Below are 20,372 nucleotides of genomic sequence, written 5' to 3' on the forward strand. Positions count from 1 at the left end.
TCCTCAGGTGACCAATTGACGGCAGAGATCGACGAAACTATTCGCCCAGCCGGCAAAGAGCGCAAAAAGGATCAGCCAGACAGCGAGCATGAAATGCCAATAGATGGCGCATAGATCCACGCTCAGGCGAACTCCAGTCAGCACAGGACTGATCCGGGCGCGAATTACGGTCCGTCCGAGTACGAAAAGCCCGCCCAGAATGTGCAGACCATGCAATCCGGTGATCATGTAGAAGAAGCTGTTTGATGGGTTGTCGGCGAGCAGATAGCCTGCCGACACCAGTTGTCGCCACGCCAAAACCTGCCCGGCGAGAAAAAGAACGGCCAGCACGAACGCCACCGCAAGAGCTGTGTTCAGCATCTCGCCGCGATCAAGGCGGGCTTCGGTTTTCGCCCATTGCAGCGCCACGCTGCTGGCGGCGAGGGCCGCCGTATTCACCCATAGCAGCCGCGGGATCGGGATGGCCCACCAGTCGGCGCCGCCCATGCGGCTGAGATAGGCGCTGATAAGGAGCGTGAACAGCGCACCGATGACGGCAAGAAAAATGCCGAGCCCGAGTTTCGCTATTGTCGCCGATGATCCCTGCATCTCCGGCGCATCGCCTGCCAGACCCACTTCCAGCCAGGGCTTGGAGGTCAGCCGCTGCCTTGCCATCCACCAGGCAATGATGCCGGCGACCCCGGCCAGAAAAATGAGAATGGCGCTCATGGCGACACTCTCTCGGACGGCTCGCCCAAAGCCGGCTGGTTTTGCGGCAGGAAGTCCTGGTCCGCTCCGGGAACGCTATAATCATATGGCCAACGATAGACGATGGGCAGCTCCTTGCCCCAATTTCCGTGAACCGGCGGCGTTTGCGGCGTTTGCCATTCCAATGTCGTTGCCCGCCACGGGTTGCCGCCCGCTGGCCTGCCCCAGCGAAGGCTCCAGGCGAGGTTGAACAGGAACAGAATTTGAGCGGCGCCGACGACCAGCGCGGCGACGGTGATGAACATGTTCAGCGTGTGCGCCGATGGTGGAATGAAAGCAGTTTCGCCCAGCTCGTAATAGCGGCGCGGCACGCCCATCAGGCCGAGATAGTGCATCGGGAAGAAGATCGCATAGGCGCCGAGAAAGGTGATCCAGAAGTGGATATGACCCATCACCACGTTCAGCATGCGACCCGTGACTTTCGGATACCAATGGTGGATTGCGCCGAAGATCACCAGGATCGGTGCGACCCCCATCACCATATGGAAATGGGCAACGACGAACATGGTATCCGAAAGCGGCACGTCCACAACGACATTGCCGAGAAATAGACCGGTCAATCCGCCATTGATGAATGTGACGATGAAGGCCAGGGCAAACAGCATCGGCAATGTCAGATGGATATCGCCGCGCCAAAGCGTCAGCACCCAGTTGTAGACCTTGAGCGCCGTCGGGATGGCAATGATCAACGTCGTGGTCGCGAAAAAGAACCCGAAGTTCGGATTCATGCCGCTCACATACATATGATGTGCCCATACGACGAAGCTTAGTGCTGCGATGATGACGATCGCCCAGACCATCATCCGGTAGCCGAAGATGTTCTTGCGCGCATGGGTGCTGATCAGATCCGAGACGATGCCAAAGGCAGGAAGTGCGACGATATAGACTTCAGGGTGGCCGAAGAACCAGAACAGATGTTGGAACAGGATGGGACTGCCGCCCCCTTGCTTCAACTGTTCGCCCATCTCGACGATGGCGGGCATGAAGAAACTGGTACCCAGCAACCGGTCGAACAACATCATGACAGCGGCGACGAAGAGGGCCGGGAAGGCAAGCAGCGCCATGACGGTCGCAGTGAATATACCCCATACTGTCAATGGCATTCTCATCAGCGTCATGCCCCGGGTGCGTCCTTGCAGCACGGTGACGACATAATTCAGCCCACCCATGGTGAAGCCGATGATGAACAGGATCAGCGATGACAGCATCAGGATGATGCCCCAATCACGCCCTCCCGGCGTCCCCGATAAAAGAGCCTGCGGCGGATACAGCGTCCAGCCGGCGCCCGTCGGCCCGCCGGGCGCAAAGAAGCCGACGACCAGGACGATGACTGCGAGCAGATAGAGCCAATAGCTCAGCATGTTCGCATAGGGGAACACCATGTCGCGGGCGCCGAGCATCAAGGGGATGAGATAGTTGCCGAAACCGCCGAGGAACAGTGCCGTCAGCAGGTAGATCACCATGATCATGCCGTGCATGGTGATGAACTGATAATAATGTTCCGCGTCGATAAACGAAAAGTAGCCGGGAAACCCGAGTTGCAGCCGCATCAGCCAGGACAGCACCAACGCCACCATGCCGATCGAGATAGCGGTCAAGGAATACTGAATGGCGATGATCTTGGCATCTTGGCTGAAGACATATTTCGTCCACCAGCTTTTCGGATGATAAAGCTCCACGTCCTCGACTTCAGCGGGCTGGATGACCTGCCCAGCGCCGGATCCAATGTCGACCATATTCCATCCTCCCTGTTCCCTCCGATGCGGCTTTTCCCCTCAAGTACGCATGGCATTTATTTGGCCGCCGACTTTTCCGCCGACGCCAGTGATTTCGAGAAAGTCGGTTGCTGCTGCAGCCAGGCTTGATAGGCGGTCTCGGTATCGACGATAACGGTGCCGCGCATCTGCGGATGACCGACGCCGCACAATTCTGCACAGAGAACCTCGAATGTTCCTGTCCGTGTCGGCGTGAACCAATAATAGGTGACCGTACCAGGGATCATGTCCATCTTGGCCCGGAATTCCGGCACGTAGAAATCGTGCACGACGTCGATCGAGCGCAGAAGCATTTTTACCGGCTTGTCTGCGGGCAAATGCAGTTCACCGCCTTCGACGATGACGTCGTCCATTCCGGCGGGATCGCTCTTGTTCAAGCCGAGCGGATTGTCCGGGGTCACATCGCGCGTGTCCGCCCGACCGAGCCGCCCGTCGGCGCCCGGCAGCCGGAAGCTCCATTGCCATTGCTGAGCGACGACTTCAACCTCGCTGGCATCGGCCGGGACCGTAACGAACTGTTTCCACACGAAGAGCCCCGGCGCGAGCATTGCAGCCACCCCGATCGCAGTCCCCGCCGCGAGCCACCATTCCAACCGCTTGTTTTCGGGCTGGTATGCCGCCTGATTTCCGGCGCGGTGTCTGAAGCGGAGGACGCAATAGGCTATGAACAACACGACAGCCGTGAAAACAAAGCCGGTGATCCAGAACGTGATGACAATCGTATTGTCGATGTAGCTCCAGTTCGACGCGATCGGCGTCCACCACCATGGGCTAAGCAGATGGAACGCAATCGATCCCACCACCAGCAGAACGAGAATCACTACGACAGCCATCGTCTCCTCCGTGACCCGGCAGCGAATATTTCCACAATCCCATCGCGAAGCGTTTTAGTATTATCTCATGAACAAGTCAGGCGAGCAATTGCGGTAACGGCAGCGGTTCATCCCGGCAAAACGCCCGGGGCATATCGGCGCCGCGGGAACGGATCGGCGGCGTCAGGTTGCTGAGCCGAGCCCCCCGATCCAACCGGCAACGCGGGAAACAGCTCGTCCACGCTTGGCATTTCGCTATTTGGAGTACTGCTTCAGATAGGCGATCAGATTGGTAATCTCGGTATCGTCCTTCAGCCCGACGAAAGTCATTTTCGTGCCCTTCACTTTCGCCTTGGGGTCGTGCAAATAATCGCGGAGCGACGTCTCGTTCCATACGAGGCCGGCCTTGCCCGCCTCCTGCATCGCCGGCGAATAGGCGAAATTTGGATGTGTTCCAGCGGTTCTGCCGAACAGACCGTTCAGCGAAGGGCCGACCTTGTTCTGGTCGGTTTCGGCTATATGGCAAATGGCGCATTTCTTGAAAACGGTGGCCCCTGCGGTAGCGTCGCCCTCCTGCGCCGTAGCGTCAAGCGGGATGGCAATGGCGAAAAGCAGACAGATCGGAAGAAAACGGTAAGACATGGCAATCCTCATTCTCTTCATCGCTAACCCAACCAACACGACTCCCATCATGCAGATCGCAACGGCTCGGACGATGATCTCTGGGTAAATTTCCTTTGTGAATTCAAGGCATGCGGTTCGGATAGACGGGTGCAATCAATTTTCGATACAGGTGCCAGGTCGAATGCCCGAGGATTGGCATGACGACCGCAAGGCCGGCAAAAATCGGGATAGTGCCGACGACGAGCAGCGCCGCGACAATCAACCCCCAAAGTGCAACTGGTCCTGGATTGCTAAGCGTAGCGCGTATGCTCGCGTCCACGGCTGCAATTGCGCCGACATCCCGATCCAGCATCAGCGGGAAGGTCACTACCGTCGTCGCCAGCACTATTATTGCGAAAATGAAACCGGCCAGATTTCCCCAAAGCATAAGTGAGAGGCCTCGCGGGGTCGTCAGCACGTCTGACAGGAAGGTCGAGATCGAGGTGAGGCCTGCCTCGTCGAAGGTCATGGTGTAGATGCGCTGTGCGATAATCAGCCAGGCGACGAAAAGCGCCAACAGCATGAGGCCTACCGCAATGATCGACGGCAGCGCCGGCGAGTGACGGACCTCCAGGGCGTGATGCCATGAGCTATCCAATCCCTGCTCGCGGCGTCGACTGATTTCATAAAGGCCGAGGGCCGCAATCGGACCAATGAGCGCAAAGCCTGATATCAAGGGATAAAGCAGCGGCAGCAGGTCAGCGCCGGAACTCCACATGGCCAGAAAAATGCCCGCGATCGGATACATAAGACAGAGAAAAACGTAATGAGATGGCTTCTCTCCAAAGTCATTAAGCCCCGACTTCAGCGCATCGACAAGATCCGCGACACCTATCTTCCGGACTTCCGGGCGCGTAAATTCACCGCTCGCACCGGCCATGACATGGAATGTCGCCATAGCGTCTCTCCTCCTACGCCATAATCCGGCTAGCGGTGCAAAGACGCCCGGCAAATTTTTATCTACACGCCAAACCGCAACCGGCTATCGTAAATCTATCAAATCTTGTTGCCTTTGTCGCCTATTCTTTAAATTAGAAAAATTAAATACTCATCATTTCTTGCGCTGCTACAACTGGCGATTTCCGGCGTGGATACCTGGAAGACGATGCTTGCCTATCACAAGACGGTCTCGAATAGAGGGATCAAGGCCGCTCCGATTGCGCCAGGGGCATCAATTACCTCCGCCACGGCAAGCTTGGGGACGTCGCGTAAGGCGCCATGCCGAGGTAGATTATTAAATTCAGTCCGTTCGATAAGCATTCTTGCCAGTGAATGCGGGAGTTCACCGCCAAGGACGATCAAGGCGGGGTCAAATACCGCGCAGAGCGCGTTGACGGTGCGATTATGCGCCGGTGCGACGCGGTCGACCCACTCCGCAACACCCTGCCATTGCGCCAAATCTTCGCTTTTCAAGTCCTTCAGCGTCAAGTCCGGGCGGCCGTTGGCGTGAAGATGCCGAAGCAAAAGGCTAGGAGCAGGACGCTCCTCGTAGTCGTGCTGCCCAAAGAGAACGGAAAATTCGCCCGCGTTTCCGAAACTGCCGCGAAATGGCATGCCTCCGGAAACCAGGCCGCCGCCGTAGCCATGAAGATGGGCAATATAAGCGAAATCCGCGACCTCACGGCCGACACCGAAGATTGCCTCCGCTAAAGCTGCTGTTCTGGCGACATTGTCCGCCCAGATCGGCAAGCCGAGTTTTGCTCCAAGCAAAGGAGCCAGGTCGATCAGTGACCAATGGGCGAGCGGCAGGGGGCAATTAAACGCCGACTCCAGCATACGGTGACCGGCGACGGCAAGACCGACGCCGAGGACATCCCGCCGATTGGCGCTTCGGCGGGCGAGAATGTCTTTGACCGCCGCGCCTATTCGGTCCATCTCCTCGGACAGCGAGGATCCAGCCTGTGGAATTTCCGTGTTCTCCAAAGGCTCTCCGAATCCCATGAGGCAGAGGCCGATCGAACCGACATTTATGGAGATGCCGAGCGTCAAACACCAATCCTTTTGCAGGCTTAGCTCCGGACTGGGTGGTCCAGGGCGTCGGTTCTCTGACGGGGAAAAAGCAATCATTCCTCGGTCGTGAAGCCGCGCGACAATCCTGTGCAGAGATTGCTGGGTAAGGTCGAGCGGTTCGGTCAGGTCAGAACGCTCAATCCCGGGAGATTTCCAGATCAGCCGCAACAGGTCGCGTTCGTTGCGAGAGGCAACCCGTCTAGGTTGTAAATCCCGCAAAAAATGTGCCGCAACGTGGTCTAACGGATCATACTTCATTTTCAGATCATTTTGATTTACACGGCAAGCGTGAAATCCGCCTGGAGGTGTCTTGCTTCTATCAAACTGACGAATTCAATCGCTAATTTGATGGTCCTGCTTACCTCATCAAGAACGGCCGATCCAGCCGCGATGACTGCATTTTACGGATGGCAGAGGGGATGCTGTCCGAGTGTTGGGAGCTCGATATCGGCGTTGCGGCGATCTCTGGCTTTCGTCTCGAGATCCGACAGAACCTGCTCATTCAGGCCGCCCCTTGTGGCGAACTCTCGGCTGAGCATGCTGAACGTTTCCGCGTTTGGCCGGTTCGCCCGCTGTGCAAGACTTTCGAGAAGCGGAGAAAATGAGGAGATTTATCGAAAAACTTGCTGTAAGGACCAGTGGGGCGGTGGCATCGGGTCGGCGATTTCCCCGCCGGCGGGCCGATGAAGGCGCGCTGGTGGTCGTCACAGATGCCAAAGCTGTCACTGCAGTGGAAGTCGCGGCAACTGTCGAGGCAGGCGGCTGCGATTGCTTCCAGCTTGAGGCCTACACAAGAAATCAGGCGAATTCATTAATTTGTTCAGGGTATTTATGGCGTTCGCATCAATGATTTTTGTCAGGATTGGTGAAGAAAAGCGATTAACCGAGGGGGAGCTTATGAATTCCAATCGAAATTTCTGTAATGCACGCCGCAATCGTCATTGGATTAAACGTTCCATATCAGCAATTTTTCTGATTGCCTTCCCGTTAGCTCTGTCTGCCAATGCGAACGCGTCTGAACTTGCGCATGCAAAGCAGAAGACCATTCAACTGTATATGAAGAAATACGAAAAGAATAATGTCGTCTTCTATAGTGGAAGTTCACTGGCAAAGACGACCAAAATTTCTTCCGAGGAATACTTTAAGGGTGCGCCGTATGTTTGCACGCCTAGCGGCTTCGGCAGAACATCGCATTGTCACAATCGCAGTGCTTTTTGAGGTAAGCCCAGCGCTCCCGCAGACTGCTCTCGAAAGAGAATAGGGGTTGCTTCTCGGATGGTACTCGGACAGAACTGATAGCGAGCAGGCTGTCCATCTATCCTAGCGATGGCCCCTATTTGAGTATTCAACTTCAACCGGGCAGATGTTTGCGGACATTATCGCCCCGTCGCAGTTTCAGAACCTCGTCGTCATGCTTGATTGGATTATGACGGAACACATACCATTTTCCGCCTGACGCTCGTTTCTGATAGATTATCCCGGCTTTCTCACGATGCAGAAAGCAGGAAACATTGCGTGCAGCAGTTTTTCCGCTGTACCATAAGGCACTCATGCAGAGCTTGCCGCGATCGGTCACATACCAGGTGCCTTTTGCATAGGATTTTTGGGAACCCTTGTGCGACCAGGCGGTAAAATGGTTGTGGTTACGAGAGAAGAACCCTGCACCATCCTTCCAGATCCAGGAGCGCCCCGAATAGAGTCTTTTTAGAGCGGCGGCGCTCATCGGATCTGCTTGACTGGCCGCGCGTGCGGTCAGTCTATCGATTTGATGTTGTGTTGCGGCGTTTGCCGGGCCGGTCAGCAACAACATCGAGATCGCGGCGTTCAAGATGACGAAACGGAACGAAAACATTTTGTTTCTCCTTCAACTGTTCGCCGCGGCAGTCAGTTCAACAGAGGGCTGGCAACGCGCCAGTCCGGCCGACCCAGGCCATCCGGCCAGGGATAGACTTCACGGTCGTTGAAATAGACGACTGCTGTCAGGTCGGGAAATTCGGCGTGCGGTTTGGCGGCTTCCTCAGCCCATGCGTGAACATAGGCCTCATTTCCCTGATAACCCAACTCGGCAATAACGATCGGCTTCTTGAAGGCCTTGACGCGGTTGTAGCCGGGCTTGGTTGCTTCCACGAACGTCGAATCCCGTCCGAGCTTGCGTTGATCGAACGGTTGGTAGCCGAACACCGAAAGCCCGATGACATCAACATATTGATTGCCGGGATAGTAGGCTTCGAGCCCCTCTTTTCCCATTGGCGACCACATGTACTTGGCAGACGGAAGATATTGGCGGCATACGGTGATGGCGTGCCGATATGCTTTTATATAGCCGTCCGGCTTCCAGTAGGCCCAGGTGAATTGCCCGTTCTTTTCATCCATTTCCTGAGCCCAGCGGATGGTGACGGGCCTGTCGAGCTTGGCTGCCGTGGAGCATATCGCTGCCATGTTGGCATCGTAGCGACCCGCCAGAATTCCGTTGAGAAGATCGTCCGGTGCCACGCGCCAGTCGCGGGCCCAGGACCAGGGCTCAACCGTAATCAGCAATGAACGGCCGCGCTTGCGTGCATAGTCATTTGCCGTGCTCAGGGTTGAGAGATCGACATCCTCCCAAGGGAGGAAGAGATGCTCGATCTTGGGGTCGGGGTCATTGGTAAAGTCCCCATTTGGGTCATAGGCACCGGAAGCAAGCGATTGCGGTGTGATGATCGGCCTCTTGTCGTGGAACAGGCTCTCGGCCCGTGCGTCAAGAACATCGCCGGCCGCGTAGACCACGCCGCAGAGCGCGACGGTGCCAAGCATAGCTGCCGTTAGTTTGGTTAGGGTTCTCATTGGATTGACTCCTCCTTATTCGGTCTTGTGCGCGTCTAAGGTGGCTTTCACCACCTCTAGTCGCTGCGAGACCAGATCGTCGGCGATTAATTTCGCCGCCTCATCGGTTTGTTTGGCTACAGCATGGCGAAACACGTACCAGGCTCCGCCCGCCTCACGCTTCTGGTAGATAGTCCCATCCTGAATTCGATGAATGAAGCAGGTTTTGGCTGGAAACTTGCCGTTTGTCGCATGCCAGGCCGCCTCGAAGCACAAGAGGCCTGTATCCGTCACGATCCACCGACCTTCAGCCCAGGATTGGCCTCCTGTTCCGTCGACCCAGGCGGAAAACCGGCGATCGGTATTCTGCATTCGCCCGGCGCCATCGGGCCACTGCCAGGTTTTGTCACGATAGAGCGTGTAGAGTTCGAACGCCGTCATGAGCCTTGTACCTTCAGGCAGTTTTGTGCCTGCCACGGCGGCGGTAGCATTGCTCCACCCTGCAATTCCCATGGCGATAGCGAATGCCGTCGCTGTTACACGGGCAAAGGTGATCTTTTTGTTTGATGGCTTCATCTTATTTCCCCCGCATTGCAATTGAGACGAGCTCTACCGTTTCTGTTTTGACTGCCTGCTGTCTGTCTCGTCGCTTGACGATTTCCTGTAGGCTGCCGTCGGTACTGGCAGGCCGGCCCACGGCCGAAATGTGAAATCCGAGTTCTTCGGCGGCGTCCGCGTCCAAGGCGTTTCTCAGGTCTATGAGGACCGGCTGGCGCAGGTGATGTTTGAGCTGAACCAGGTCGATTTTCTTGATGGTCTCCCACTCCGTCACGATGACGGCAGCATCGGCATTCCATGCGCATTCATAGGGATCTTCAAAGAAGTCGACTCCGTCGAGAACCTTTGCAGCATTCTCGATGCCGACGGGATCGTAAGCCCGGATGCGGCCTCCCATACGCTGCAGCGCTTCGATGAGCGGCACCGAAGGTGCATCACGCATGTCGTCGGTGTCGGGTTTGAAGGTGAGGCCAAGGACAGCGATGGTCAGACCGTCTATGTCTCCGCCAAATGCCTCTGCTACCTTTAGCGCCATGCGCCGCTTGCGTGCGTCATTGGCAGCAACGGTTTCCTCTACGATACCAAGTGTTACCCCGTAATCCTCCGCCGTCCGCAGAAGCGCCAGGGTATCCTTCGGAAAGCAGGAGCCACCATAGCCGGGCCCGGCTGTGAGGAAGCTCGCGCCAATGCGTTTGTCGAGCCCCATGCCGAGCGCCAGGTCGCTCACATTGCTGCCCACCTGTTCGCACAGATCGGCCAGCTCGTTGATGAAAGTGATCTTGGTGGCCAGAAATGCGTTCGCGGCATATTTGATCAGTTCGGCAGTGCGCCGCATGGTGATGATAACGGGCGTATTCTGTAGCGTGACCATGCTCTCATACAGTTCGATGAGGCGCTTGCCTGCCCGCTCGTCTTCGACACCAATGACGACGCGATCCGGTGCGAGGAAATCACTGACGGCGACGCCTTCGCGCAGGAATTCCGGATTGGAGGCAATGGAGAAGGTGTCGGCCTTGCGGACCGAGCCGATGATCCTCTGCACCACATCCCCGGTTCCGACAGGCACCGTCGATTTCACCACCACAACCGTGTCGTCGGCAATGAGCGACGCGAGCTCGCGCGCTGCCATATAGACGAAGGAAAGGTCGGCATCCTCGTGACCGGCGCGTGTCGGCGTGCCGACGGCTATGAAGACGATGGCGGCTCCTTTGACTGCTTCGGCCAGGTCGCAGGTGAAGTCCAGCCGTCCCGCGGCGTAGTTTCGTTTGACCAGGTCGTCGAGGCCGGGCTCATAGATCGGCATCCTGCCTTGTCGGAGGCCGGCAATCTTTTGAGCGTTCTTGTCCATGCAGACGACATTGTTGCCCCATTCGGCAAAGCATGTGCCGCTGACCAAGCCTACATATCCAGTTCCAATAACAGCTATTTTCATCTGAGTTCGCGCCAGTGGCGTCCTTCTTGTCATGAACCGTTGTTGTCGGTGTCGCTCAGCCGCCAGCGCGGATTGAACGTCAGCCTGTGCAATCCGCGTCCGCCGATTCCGGCGCCCGCTACTGAGAAGCGATCTTCGAACAGCATGTAGCCGTCCGTATTCCAGGCCAGCGACCGGATGCCGTCATGGCCATGTTCGATGGTGCCCACACATGGCAAGGCGATCAGGGCGAGCAGACTGCTGGCGAGCACCGGACGATAGAAACGCCTGCTCACGCACACGGTGTTTTCGCGCGTGTGCTGTAGGATGATGACGAGCAGGAGCAGCGTGTAGATGGCGGCATTCAGCGTGGCGAAGATGTAAAAGCCGCCGGTTTCTTCCGCTGTAGCGACGGATAGTACCGGGAGGATGGAAATCAGCGACAGCAGACCGTAAGCCGCCAGGATTCGCAGAGGCAGCGGATCAACTTCGGACGTGCCCTTCGGCGTGACGCGAAAATCCACGAAAGATCCCGTTGCCCAGTCGCGAACGGCTGCCAGGCCTCCGGCGAGCGCCCACGGCCAGCGGGCGAACAGAAACAGCGTCATTTCCCAGCTGAGGATCTTGGCGTCCACCGGCCTGAACGTGCCGGTGCTGCGCCAGCGATAGGCGAACAGGATCAGCAGGACCGACTGCGGTACGAAGTGCAGCAGAAAACCGGGGTAGGAGACGTCAACGAAACTCCTTCCGCGGAAAAGCGCAATCACGGGCAGGATAAACATCAGCCCCATGAACAGCGAAAAAAGAGAATACCAGAGCTGGGAAAACAGGAACTGGGCCTTGAGGCGCAGCGGCAGTCGTCCGATCAGCTTCGGCGAATATTGCAGCAAGATCATCATCAGGCTGCGCGACCATTGGAACTCTTGCGTAATGAGATCGGCGAAGGTGCGCGGACCGTCGCCATGGGCTATGGCATCGAGCGCATGAACGCCGCGCCAGCCGTGGGCATTCATCATCAGCGTGGTCGAATGATCCTCGGCCAGTTCAGGGCCAAGGCCGCCGATGTTCTGCAGGGCGACGGTGCGAATGGCATAGTGCGAGCCGATGCATAGCGGCGAGAGCCCGCCATTGAAACCAGCCTGGAGCGATCCATGCATACTGGCTTCCGCGTAGAGGCGCCCACGCGCCGACCAGCTTTCCCGTGCGTTGTAATCGCAAATGCTGGGCGCGGACACATAGCCGACCGCCGGATCGGCGAACGGGCGCAGCATCTGGAAAAGATACCCTTGTTCGGGCACATGATCGGCATCGAGCTGGACGACGAAGTCATAGCCTTCATAACCGTAATGATCGTAGAAGAAGGCGAGGTTGCCTTCCTTGCATCGGGTGCGCCGCGGCCATGTCTGACGGTGATAATCTTCACGCCCCTTGCGGGTGGAAACATGAACGCCATGCCTATGGCACCAATCGAGCGTCGCGGGCGAAGGATCTTCGTCGGCAAGCCAGGTGTCGTGCGGCACCTCTTGCTCCAGCATGGCGCGCAAAGTCCGCGCCACCACGGCAAAAGGCTCCGATGGTGCCTTCGTCACCACCATGGCGACGCGGCTGCCAGCGGGCAGGCGCAAGCGCCCGTGTGGCTTCCGGGCACGATAGAATACCACGATAAAATAGGCGGGAATGATTGTGACCCAAGCCAACACCAGGGTCACCAGAATGGAGCCGGAGAGGTCCACATAATGTGCTGGTTCGAACCACCAACGCCAGAAATAGACGAGCGCAGCAGCCCATAATGCGGCGCCGACCAAATATTCGGCGCGTCGATAGCCTTGCAGGATCGGTGTCATCAAGGGTTCGTCCTGCGGGGCTTGAACCTGTGTTTTGTAAGGGTTCATTGCCGCACCTCCAGTCCGAAGAAGGGGGCAGCAGTTCGAATGATCGTCTCTATATCCGAATAGAGAGCCCGGAAGCCGAGCTTCTCGGCGGCAAGGTCCGAAGCTGCATAAAGTGCGGGTGGATCGCCTGCCCGACGGGCACGCATTGCGACAGGGACCGGGTACCCGCAAACGCGTCCGATCGCATTCACAATTTCCTTGATGGAGGTTCCGTGTCCGGTGCCCAGATTAACGGCAAGGTCGGCGCCGCCGGCCAGCAGATATTCAACCGCCAGCACATGGGCCCGCGCAAGATCTACGACATGAATGTAATCGCGGATGCATGTGCCATCTGGCGTGTTATAGTCATCACCGTAAACTTCAAGAACGTCGATGGAGCCGGATGCCGCCAGCAGTGCGCGGGGGATGAGATGTGTCTCCGGATCATGCCATTCACCGAGTTCCCGCTCCGGATCCGCTCCGGAAGCATTGAAGTAGCGCAGCGCCACATAGTGCAGCCCATAAGCCGCCGAATAATCGGCGAGCATGTGCTCCGCGATCAGCTTCGTCCGGCCATAGGGATTTATCGGGCGCCTGGTCTCGCATTCGCGGATCGGCAGATGATCAGGAGTGCCGTAGACCGCGCAGCTCGACGAAAAGATCAGTTTGTCCGCACCCGCGCGCCGGCAGGCCTCCAGCAATGAATGCGTGCCGTTCACGTTGTTAGCGTAGTATTTTGCCGGGTTTTCGACAGACTCGCCGACATAAGCCGAAGCAGCGAAATGTATGACCGCTACAGGGCGATAGGTCTCGATCGTCTCGGCAAGAGACTGCGTGTCGAGAATATCCCCCTCGATGAAAGGCCCCCAGCGCACCGACGACAGATGGCCCGTCGAAAGATTGTCATAGACAATCGGCTCGAAGCCTTGCTTGTACAGGAGCTTGGCGGTGTGGCTGCCGATGAAGCCGGCGCCACCCACAACGAGTACTCTGCGTCTGGACATCACGCAACCTCGACAAGCTCGCCGCTGGGCCGAACCAGTTGACGTTCGAAATAGGAAACGGTGGACTTCAGGCCATCTGTCAACGCAACCGACGGCTCCCAGCCCAATTCCCGTTTCGCAACCGTGATATCGGGGCGACGCTGGCGGGGATCGTCGATCGGCAGTGTCTTGTAGACAATTTTCGACGAGGATCCCGTCATCGTGACAATCTGTTCGGCAAGCTCGCGCACGGTAAATTCGACCGGATTGCCAAGATTGACCGGGGTATGAATAGCCGACTGGTCACCCATCAACCGGACGAAGCCCTTGATCAGATCATCGACGTAGCAGAAGGAGCGTGTCTGCGAGCCGTCGCCATAGACGGTAATATCCTGCCCCTTGAGGGCTTGGACGATGAAATTGGAGACAACGCGGCCGTCGTCAGGGCGCATGCGCGGCCCATAGGTATTGAAGATGCGCGCAATCCGGATATCGACGCCATACCTTACGTGAAAGTCGCGGAAAAGCGTCTCTGCAGAACGCTTGCCTTCGTCATAGCAGGAGCGTGGACCGAAGGAATTGACGTTACCCCAGTAACTCTCCGGTTGCGGGTGCACCTGCGGATCTCCATAGACTTCCGAAGTGGAAGCCTGGAATATCCGCGCTTGATGACGCGCGGCGAGCTCCAGAAGATTCAGCGATCCGAAAACGCATGTTTTCATGGTATGGATCGGGTCTGCCTGATAGTGCGGCGGCGAGGCCGGGCAGGCTAGATTGTAGATCTCGTCCACCGGCACATCGAACGACGAGATGATGTCGTGGCGGATGAAGCTAAACGTGTCGAAGCGCAGCAGATGCCATAAATTTTCCATCCGTCCGGTCGAGAAATTATCTACACAAATGACTTTGTGACCGGCATGTAATAGTTGGTCGCAAAGGTGCGAACCAAGAAACCCTGCGCCTCCTGCAACAAGAATTGTGCGTGTTTCTGTATTTTCCAGAGACAAAGTCGTAGATTTGAACGCGATGTTCATCAAACCCTCCCAACAAACTTAACTATCGACCAGAGATCACAGGAAAAAAGACTTGATAGTCTTCACCTATATGTATCCGTGGCGGGAAATTATTGTCTCAATTTCCGATTATAATTTACTAATATTTAAGGAATGTGTCGTTATCCGGGAATTCTAAAAGTTTGCAATCTGTCCATTTATTTGTCTGGATTTGACTTAATTTAGATAGCCGCTTGAGCCGCATCAGTGCAATTTTATTGCAATTTTCGATGGTTAAAATGATAGCACATATTGAATTTATTATATAATTAGGAATAATTCGAATTTTTTACTATGAAATAGATCAATATTATTGCGTGACGTTTCTCAAGTTGAGCCACTACTCGATCAGATTGGCAATCCGATCGGACAATTTACTGTTCGACGGTGCCTATGACGGAAAACCGACATACGACGCAATTATCGATGATAGCGGGGCGGCGGCCATCGTCATTCCGGCCTCGCGCCAACGTGGTCAACCAATCGACGATGGACGTCTTGGACAAAGGGACCGGCATATCGCTGCTATCAGCAGCGGCGGCCAGATGAAATGGCAGGGTTCCCGCGGCTAAGGAAAACGTTGACTGCCCGAGACGGCAATAGGGCGATACAAGTCCGTCATCGGTTGCCGTCTGCGGGCGCGGTCGCTGACTGGTGAGCAGACCGAAATCGCCATCGGCTGCGCCGCCCTCAACCGAATGCTTGACTGCGCGCGCCCGAAATCCGTCCGTCGTAGGGTCGATTGCATAATCAGCCGTTTCAAAGGTCGCCATTCCCCTTAAGCCCCGATCCGTGCACCAGCGACCGGGACTAGGCAAATACCGCGACGAGAACGGACAGCCAGATCAGGACGACTCCCAGCGCCAACGCTCGCCTGGCGGCTACGACCTTCTCCTCGCCCTCTTCGGCAACAGGGGTCGTGACAATCCAAGGGACCGAGCCAAGCGCTGCAAATCCGATGAGCGCCAAAATCACGACGACATAGTCGAAGCTGCGCCAGTGCCCGGGCTCATACACACCCCAGTAGCCAAGGAACGCCATCCCTACCGCGAACATGGTGGCGGAGGCAGAACAAAGCCCCGTAACAGAACCTGACGGCGCGCGCATCTCGTATCCTTTCCGTGCCGGTCAATCCATGAGACGATTTCCATGACGGCGCAAATCGCTTTCGCAGATCGGTCCCTCATGCACTCTCGCTTGATACATCTGCTTCAACGAAGAAAGGCCTATAGGGCGCTGGGAGCATATGGATCATTGAAGAAAGTGTCATCAGCGGTACATCGGAATTTTGATGCCCTGTTCTGACAAAACGCTAAGTACAGGTCTCCTCAGACGGGCGTTGCTGAAGAACTTTGGCATGTCACGCCATCGGCTAGGGTGTGTAGACCGTTCGTCGAGAAGATTCAGTGAGAATACCAGCGGTGAAATACACGCGATTTTTGGCCAAACCCGATCTGGCAATAACTCAGTCTACGCCCTTTATACTCAGAAAGGATGATGAGCATTCCGGAATTACCTATGCTAAAACATAGATAAGCCTGGAGGGTGGGATGTTGTATCTGCGCCACGCCGCGACCGTTGTGCTGAGCGTCATGCTGCTCGCACCGTTGTCTTCGAAAGCCGCCGAGAAGGTCGGCCAGGCTGTGCTGATTAATACCGAAGTTACGGGCGCAGGCGGTCCGCTGGCGGTCGACGACCCCGTCCACCGGGACGAGCAAATTCGTACCTCCCTTTCGGGCCTTGGACAGTTCACATTTCGAGACGGCACGAGACTGGCTGTCGGAGCGGGGTCGTCCGTTATCATCGACAAATTCGTTTTCGATGACTCGGGCTCAGTCAAAAAACTTACCATAAATGCCGCAAAGGGCACTTTTCGCTGGATGAGCGGACATTCAAACTCTTCGGCGTATCAAATCGTGACGCCCGCCGGAACGATCGGGGTGCGCGGGACGGTATTTGATTTTTATGTTGGGGCTAACGGCACGACGGCGGTCGTTCTTCTGAATGGCGCCGCGCAGTTTTGCGGCGCGGGTGGCTGCAGGCAGTTGAAGCAGCAATGCGACTGCGTTGTCGCTAAACGCAATGGTCAGATAAGCGATCCCCGCCGGGTCAACCGCGACATTCTCAAGACGCTCGGCAACCAGCGAGCTTTGCCGTTTCTGTCCGGGGATCAACAACTTTCGGGACGAATGGGGTTTGGCGGCAACTGCGGTCTGTCGACGGCGATGAAAGATCGGCCCAACGGCGTATCTCCACGCAGCGTTCCGGCAAACAATCCTGCTCCGGCACAGCCCGATACGCCCAGCGTATCCCGTACGCCGGAATCGCCACGCACCGAGGCGCCTGCTGCTCCGCAGGAAACTCCCAGCACGCCGAATGTTCCAAATCCGCCAAGCACGCCTGACAAACCGCAAAAGCACGACGATGACGGCGATCATCATCACGATCATCATCATGGCAGAGGCGACCACGGATGGGGTGATCACAATCCGGGCGACCGAGACAGCGATGGCCATGACGGCGATCATGGCGATCACGACGGCGGGCACCACCGTCGGTAGCACAGGCGGAATTGCGGACGACGGCTGCAAATCAGCTAAATATCGGCCGCCTTGTCTGCGGGCTCGTCGACGAAGTGTCCGGCTCGGCGCGAAATCTGGCCGTAAAACTCCTGCAACAGTCCTGTCGTCACGACCTGCGCCTTGAGTTTTGCGGCGCCGACAAGTTTGCGGCTGCTCGTCGACCGTGTTCGCAGGGCAGCGACAAGTCGCCTGTGCATGGCCTCAAGTTCGACGAAATCAGCAGATTTTGCCAGGCGCGCATCACCGACCACCGCAAAAAGTTTGGTTCGCATACTCTTACCCTTCAGCATCAGCGCTCCCGCCTCGAGCAGGGCGCAATCGGGCAGCAGGCGTGCTGTCGGTTCGGATACCAGAATGTCGAAATTGATGTCCTTGCAGGTAGATTCGATACGCGCGGCAATATTGACGGCATCGCCGACCGCGGTGTAGTTGAAGCGTGTCTCGGCGCCCATATTGCCGACGCATGCAAGCCCCGTATGTATGCCGATCCCTATTCCGACCTGCCGCGCGTCTCCGAAACCGAATGCATCGCTGTTGTTGAGGCGGGCGAGCGTTTCCCGCATGCCCAGGGCTGCACGTACGGCCTTGCCGGCATGGTCGGAGACGTCGACGGGAGCGTTCCAGAAGGCCATGATCGAGTCTCCGATGAATTTGTCGAGCGTGCCTTCGTTGACGATGACATGGTGGCTCAGCGCATCGAGCAGTGTGTTCAGAAACGCGACGACGGCGCTCGGTGTCATCTCCTCGCTGATCTGGGTGAAGTTTCGCACATCGACGAACATGACGGTCAGCTCGCGCTCGTCTCCTCCAAGGCGCAGGGCATTGCGCGTATGCTCGATGCGATGGAGCAGCGATGGTGAGAGATAGTGGCCGAAAGCTCGCCGCACGTCGCGCCGTTCCCGATCGATCACGAGAAAGCGGAATCCCGTCGCAGCGAAATGCGTGATCGATCCGGCGACGATCGGTGCCAGCGGGTCGAAGAGAAGCCCCCCATAAAGGAAGGCAAGCCAGGAGGCCACAAGGGCAAAAGAGGTAATCAGCAGGCCGCACGCAAGTGCGACGGCCGGATTGACGAAGGTGGTGAGGATCACCAGAAGGCCGCCCAACACGGCGATGGACAGGATTTCCATCCCGTCTGCCCAATCCGGCCGGGAAAGGAAGCGGCCTGAAAGGATCTGCTCGACGATCTGCGCGTGGATGGAGACACCCGGCACGTTTTCACCAAGGGCCGTCGTGCGGACATCCTGGAGCCCGGAAGCAGAGGTTCCGACGAAAACGATACTGCCTTCGATAGCGGTTCTGATATCGGCGGAGGCGTCTCCGGTCGCGAGTACCTTGCTTGCCGAAATATACCGCTTTGTGGTGTCGGGGCTGACATAGAGCCACAGCTCTCCCGCCGCCGTTACCGGCACCACGAAATCCCCGATCTTGACCCGGGTCAATGTATTCGGCCTGTCCGGCGCGGCGTCGAGTACGTAGGTGGAGGCCCCCTGTGCGACGCGGAGCGCTTCGAGCGCTAGATTGGGGTAGAGCTGCTTGCCGTCGCTGAGGAAAAGCGGAACTGCGCGCACCACTGCCGATGATGCACCCGGATTGAGGCTGATATGACCGAGTCCGGCGGCATTGGCTTCCAATTGCGGCTGCAGCGGCGTCGCGGCCTTGATTGCGGGCGGCGCACCGAATGGACTTTCGCCGGTATAGGCAAAGCCTGCCTTCACCGATGGCAGATAGTTTCCCTGGTTGGAGAGGCCGAAACCCAGCACCATCGGCCTTCCCGACAGCGATCGGGAAAAAATCTCATCGTTGTCCGGTAGCTTGCCCAGCAGTGAGGGATCAATGCCGGTGACATCGCGAACGACATTGCGAGGCGACAGGCGGTCGGGCTCGGCGAAGAGGATATCGAAAGCGATAGCCGACGCGCCCATATCGGAAAGCCTGTCCACAAGAGCGGCAATCCGGTTTCTCGGCCAAGGCCATTGACCGAACTCGCGCAGTGACGCTTCGTCTATGTCGATGACCCGGACAGGCTGGTTCTCAAAGGTCCGGGGCACCAGGCGCTGATACTGGTCAAATGTCAAATCGCGGGCGAGCCTTAGCAACGGAGGATCGCTTGCCCGCAGGATCGTCAATGCTGTGACGAAGGCCAGGCCGATAACGACGCCAATTTGCTGCGCACGCGTCACCATTATGGTGTCAGCCCCTTTGCCCTGCACCCCTCGGCAATAAGTAGCGATTAGAAGAAATACGAAAATCTATTGGTCTGCTGCTGCGCCAAGGAAGAATATGCTGCCTTGTTCCAGGGAACGATGCAATGATCAAAGTATCGAAGGGCATCGTAAAGTTATCCGGTCGGCGATTGATCTGCGCGAATCTTTTAGCATGACACAAGCCGCGAGTGATCCACTTTATCGCTACCATCGGTTTCCGACTGATCGCACCAGACTATGTGTCTCTGAGCGGAGAAATCCCGCCGGCACTTTGCCGGAGAAATCCGCATGCGATCCGCCGGTCGGTTTGGCGACAAGTGGCACATTGATGGGGCCATCATCCGCCCCGGATGGGAAGAGAGTGCAGTTCGTCTCGTCGATGTTCTGCTCGCCGAACTATCCCGCAGGACGGCCGAGGACAGTGTCAGCTGTCGGAACGGTCCCGTCGGTCGAAAAAGCTTGTTGCCGTGTGCCGGCCCATGCATTTCAGTAGGACGGAGTAACGTGACGCAAGGCCGTAACGGCGGTGCGGTAGTAAACGCCGGTGAGCTGCGGCGGCAGCCGCGCAAAGGACGTCGAATGGATAGCTTGCCCCGAAGGATATACTCGTTCCCGCCGTGTTCGGTGTGTCGCTTGTCGTTCTCGCGCTGCTGGGCGCCATTGGCGCTGGGGCTGGAGGCGTCCAGATAGTAAAACCCACAGTCCGCGTTGCTTTCTGGGGTGCTATCGCGATGGCCGTTACCGCGGGTGTCGGTGCGCTGATAGGCAACTCCGTGTAACGCCGCTATTGAACTAGGTGACCGCCTCATAAGATCGGAGCCAAATTCGAATTGAGGCTAGCTGGACGGATGCGAGGAAGTTGTCGTCGCGTTTGTCGTATCGGGTTGCGACTGCTCTGA

18 protein-coding genes and 3 pseudogenes are annotated in these 20,372 nt (G+C 57.1%); 4 read left to right on the plus strand and 17 right to left on the minus strand.

All coding sequences use genetic code 11. The annotated features are described in order from the left end of the window. Positions 1 to 3 precede the first annotated feature (3 nt). From FHT29_RS08345 to FHT29_RS34435, 7 genes and pseudogenes are all read right to left on the minus strand, one after another. A complete protein-coding gene (locus FHT29_RS08345) occupies positions 4 to 708 on the minus strand; it encodes a cytochrome c oxidase subunit 3 (protein ID WP_047554892.1) in 705 nt (234 codons plus the stop codon). Next, positions 705 to 2,483 carry a cbb3-type cytochrome c oxidase subunit I gene (locus FHT29_RS08350; protein WP_037200480.1) on the minus strand — a complete coding sequence of 593 codons (1,779 nt, stop codon included), beginning with the start codon at positions 2,481 to 2,483 and terminating at the stop codon, positions 705 to 707. The genes FHT29_RS08345 and FHT29_RS08350 overlap by 4 nt, the downstream gene beginning before the upstream one ends. Before the next feature lie 56 nt (positions 2,484 to 2,539). Then, positions 2,540 to 3,355: a cytochrome c oxidase subunit II gene (locus FHT29_RS08355; protein WP_037200479.1), complete on the minus strand. Its 816-nt coding sequence runs from the start codon at positions 3,353 to 3,355 to the stop codon at positions 2,540 to 2,542. Positions 3,356 to 3,589: 234 nt separating this feature from the next. Continuing rightward, positions 3,590 to 3,976 carry a cytochrome c family protein gene (locus tag FHT29_RS08360; protein WP_037200477.1) on the minus strand — a complete coding sequence of 129 codons (387 nt, stop codon included), beginning with the start codon at positions 3,974 to 3,976 and terminating at the stop codon, positions 3,590 to 3,592. 103 nt (positions 3,977 to 4,079) lie between these two features. Then, on the minus strand, positions 4,080 to 4,895 hold the full coding sequence (locus FHT29_RS08365) for a DUF2189 domain-containing protein (protein ID WP_047554895.1): 816 nt from the start codon (positions 4,893 to 4,895) through the stop codon (positions 4,080 to 4,082). Positions 4,896 to 5,113: 218 nt separating this feature from the next. Further along, complete coding sequence (locus tag FHT29_RS08370; RefSeq protein ID WP_168599549.1) at positions 5,114 to 6,265, minus strand: ROK family transcriptional regulator; 1,152 nt, start codon at positions 6,263 to 6,265, stop codon at positions 5,114 to 5,116. Positions 6,266 to 6,483: 218 nt separating this feature from the next. Continuing rightward, positions 6,484 to 6,606 (minus strand): annotated as a pseudogene (locus FHT29_RS34435) (pyrroline-5-carboxylate reductase); the annotation flags it as partial. A 247-nt stretch (positions 6,607 to 6,853) separates the two neighbouring features. On the opposite strand from FHT29_RS34435, the gene FHT29_RS08375 reads away from it, so the two are divergent. Beyond that, on the plus strand, positions 6,854 to 7,225 hold the full coding sequence (locus tag FHT29_RS08375; RefSeq protein WP_244655269.1) for a hypothetical protein: 372 nt from the start codon (positions 6,854 to 6,856) through the stop codon (positions 7,223 to 7,225). Positions 7,226 to 7,358: 133 nt separating this feature from the next. Here the strand turns inward: FHT29_RS08375 and FHT29_RS08380 are convergent, their stop codons facing one another. From FHT29_RS08380 to FHT29_RS08410, 7 genes are read right to left on the minus strand one after another with little or no spacing between them, the layout of a single operon-like run. Further along, complete coding sequence (locus FHT29_RS08380; RefSeq protein WP_047554901.1) at positions 7,359 to 7,859, minus strand: DUF995 domain-containing protein; 501 nt, start codon at positions 7,857 to 7,859, stop codon at positions 7,359 to 7,361. Positions 7,860 to 7,891: 32 nt separating this feature from the next. Then, positions 7,892 to 8,830 carry a glycosyl hydrolase gene (locus FHT29_RS08385; RefSeq protein WP_047554906.1) on the minus strand — a complete coding sequence of 313 codons (939 nt, stop codon included), beginning with the start codon at positions 8,828 to 8,830 and terminating at the stop codon, positions 7,892 to 7,894. A 15-nt stretch (positions 8,831 to 8,845) separates the two neighbouring features. Then, positions 8,846 to 9,385: a DUF995 domain-containing protein gene (locus FHT29_RS08390; RefSeq protein WP_168599550.1), complete on the minus strand. Its 540-nt coding sequence runs from the start codon at positions 9,383 to 9,385 to the stop codon at positions 8,846 to 8,848. 1 nt (position 9,386) lies between these two features. Then, entirely contained in the window at positions 9,387 to 10,799 is a 1,413-nt protein-coding gene (locus FHT29_RS08395; RefSeq protein ID WP_168599551.1) for a UDP-glucose/GDP-mannose dehydrogenase family protein, read from the minus strand. Between the two features lie 29 nt (positions 10,800 to 10,828). Continuing rightward, positions 10,829 to 12,670, minus strand: coding sequence for a glycosyltransferase family 2 protein (locus tag FHT29_RS08400; RefSeq protein WP_047554915.1), 1,842 nt, complete (start codon positions 12,668 to 12,670; stop codon positions 10,829 to 10,831). Continuing rightward, entirely contained in the window at positions 12,667 to 13,653 is a 987-nt protein-coding gene (gene galE, locus FHT29_RS08405) for a UDP-glucose 4-epimerase GalE (RefSeq protein ID WP_047638545.1), read from the minus strand. The genes FHT29_RS08400 and galE overlap by 4 nt, the downstream gene beginning before the upstream one ends. Then, a complete protein-coding gene (locus FHT29_RS08410; protein WP_168599552.1) occupies positions 13,653 to 14,666 on the minus strand; it encodes a UDP-glucuronic acid decarboxylase family protein in 1,014 nt (337 codons plus the stop codon). The genes galE and FHT29_RS08410 overlap by 1 nt, the downstream gene beginning before the upstream one ends. Before the next feature lie 337 nt (positions 14,667 to 15,003). Here FHT29_RS08410 and FHT29_RS08415 point away from each other — a divergent pair. Then, positions 15,004 to 15,466 (plus strand): annotated as a pseudogene (locus FHT29_RS08415) (IS5/IS1182 family transposase); the annotation flags it as partial. A 28-nt stretch (positions 15,467 to 15,494) separates the two neighbouring features. On the opposite strand, the gene FHT29_RS08420 reads toward FHT29_RS08415, so the two are convergent. Then, positions 15,495 to 15,791, minus strand: a complete 297-nt coding sequence (locus FHT29_RS08420) for a hypothetical protein (protein WP_092573558.1) — start codon at positions 15,789 to 15,791, stop codon at positions 15,495 to 15,497. A 443-nt stretch (positions 15,792 to 16,234) separates the two neighbouring features. Between FHT29_RS08420 and FHT29_RS08425 the strand changes: the two genes are divergently transcribed. Then, on the plus strand, positions 16,235 to 17,245 hold the full coding sequence (locus FHT29_RS08425; RefSeq protein WP_168599553.1) for a FecR domain-containing protein: 1,011 nt from the start codon (positions 16,235 to 16,237) through the stop codon (positions 17,243 to 17,245). Between the two features lie 35 nt (positions 17,246 to 17,280). Here the strand turns inward: FHT29_RS08425 and FHT29_RS08430 are convergent, their stop codons facing one another. After that, positions 17,281 to 19,452, minus strand: a complete 2,172-nt coding sequence (locus tag FHT29_RS08430; RefSeq protein WP_174157170.1) for an adenylate/guanylate cyclase domain-containing protein — start codon at positions 19,450 to 19,452, stop codon at positions 17,281 to 17,283. Between the two features lie 638 nt (positions 19,453 to 20,090). Here FHT29_RS08430 and FHT29_RS34440 point away from each other — a divergent pair. Next, on the plus strand, positions 20,091 to 20,252 hold the full coding sequence (locus FHT29_RS34440) for a hypothetical protein (RefSeq protein ID WP_348644859.1): 162 nt from the start codon (positions 20,091 to 20,093) through the stop codon (positions 20,250 to 20,252). 13 nt (positions 20,253 to 20,265) lie between these two features. On the opposite strand, the pseudogene FHT29_RS08435 reads toward FHT29_RS34440, so the two are convergent. Further along, positions 20,266 to 20,372, minus strand: a pseudogene (locus tag FHT29_RS08435) (IS5/IS1182 family transposase); the annotation flags it as partial.

The organism is Rhizobium sp. SG741 (genome assembly GCF_012275435.1).
In the GTDB taxonomy this organism is placed as follows: domain Bacteria; phylum Pseudomonadota; class Alphaproteobacteria; order Rhizobiales; family Rhizobiaceae; genus Rhizobium; species Rhizobium lusitanum.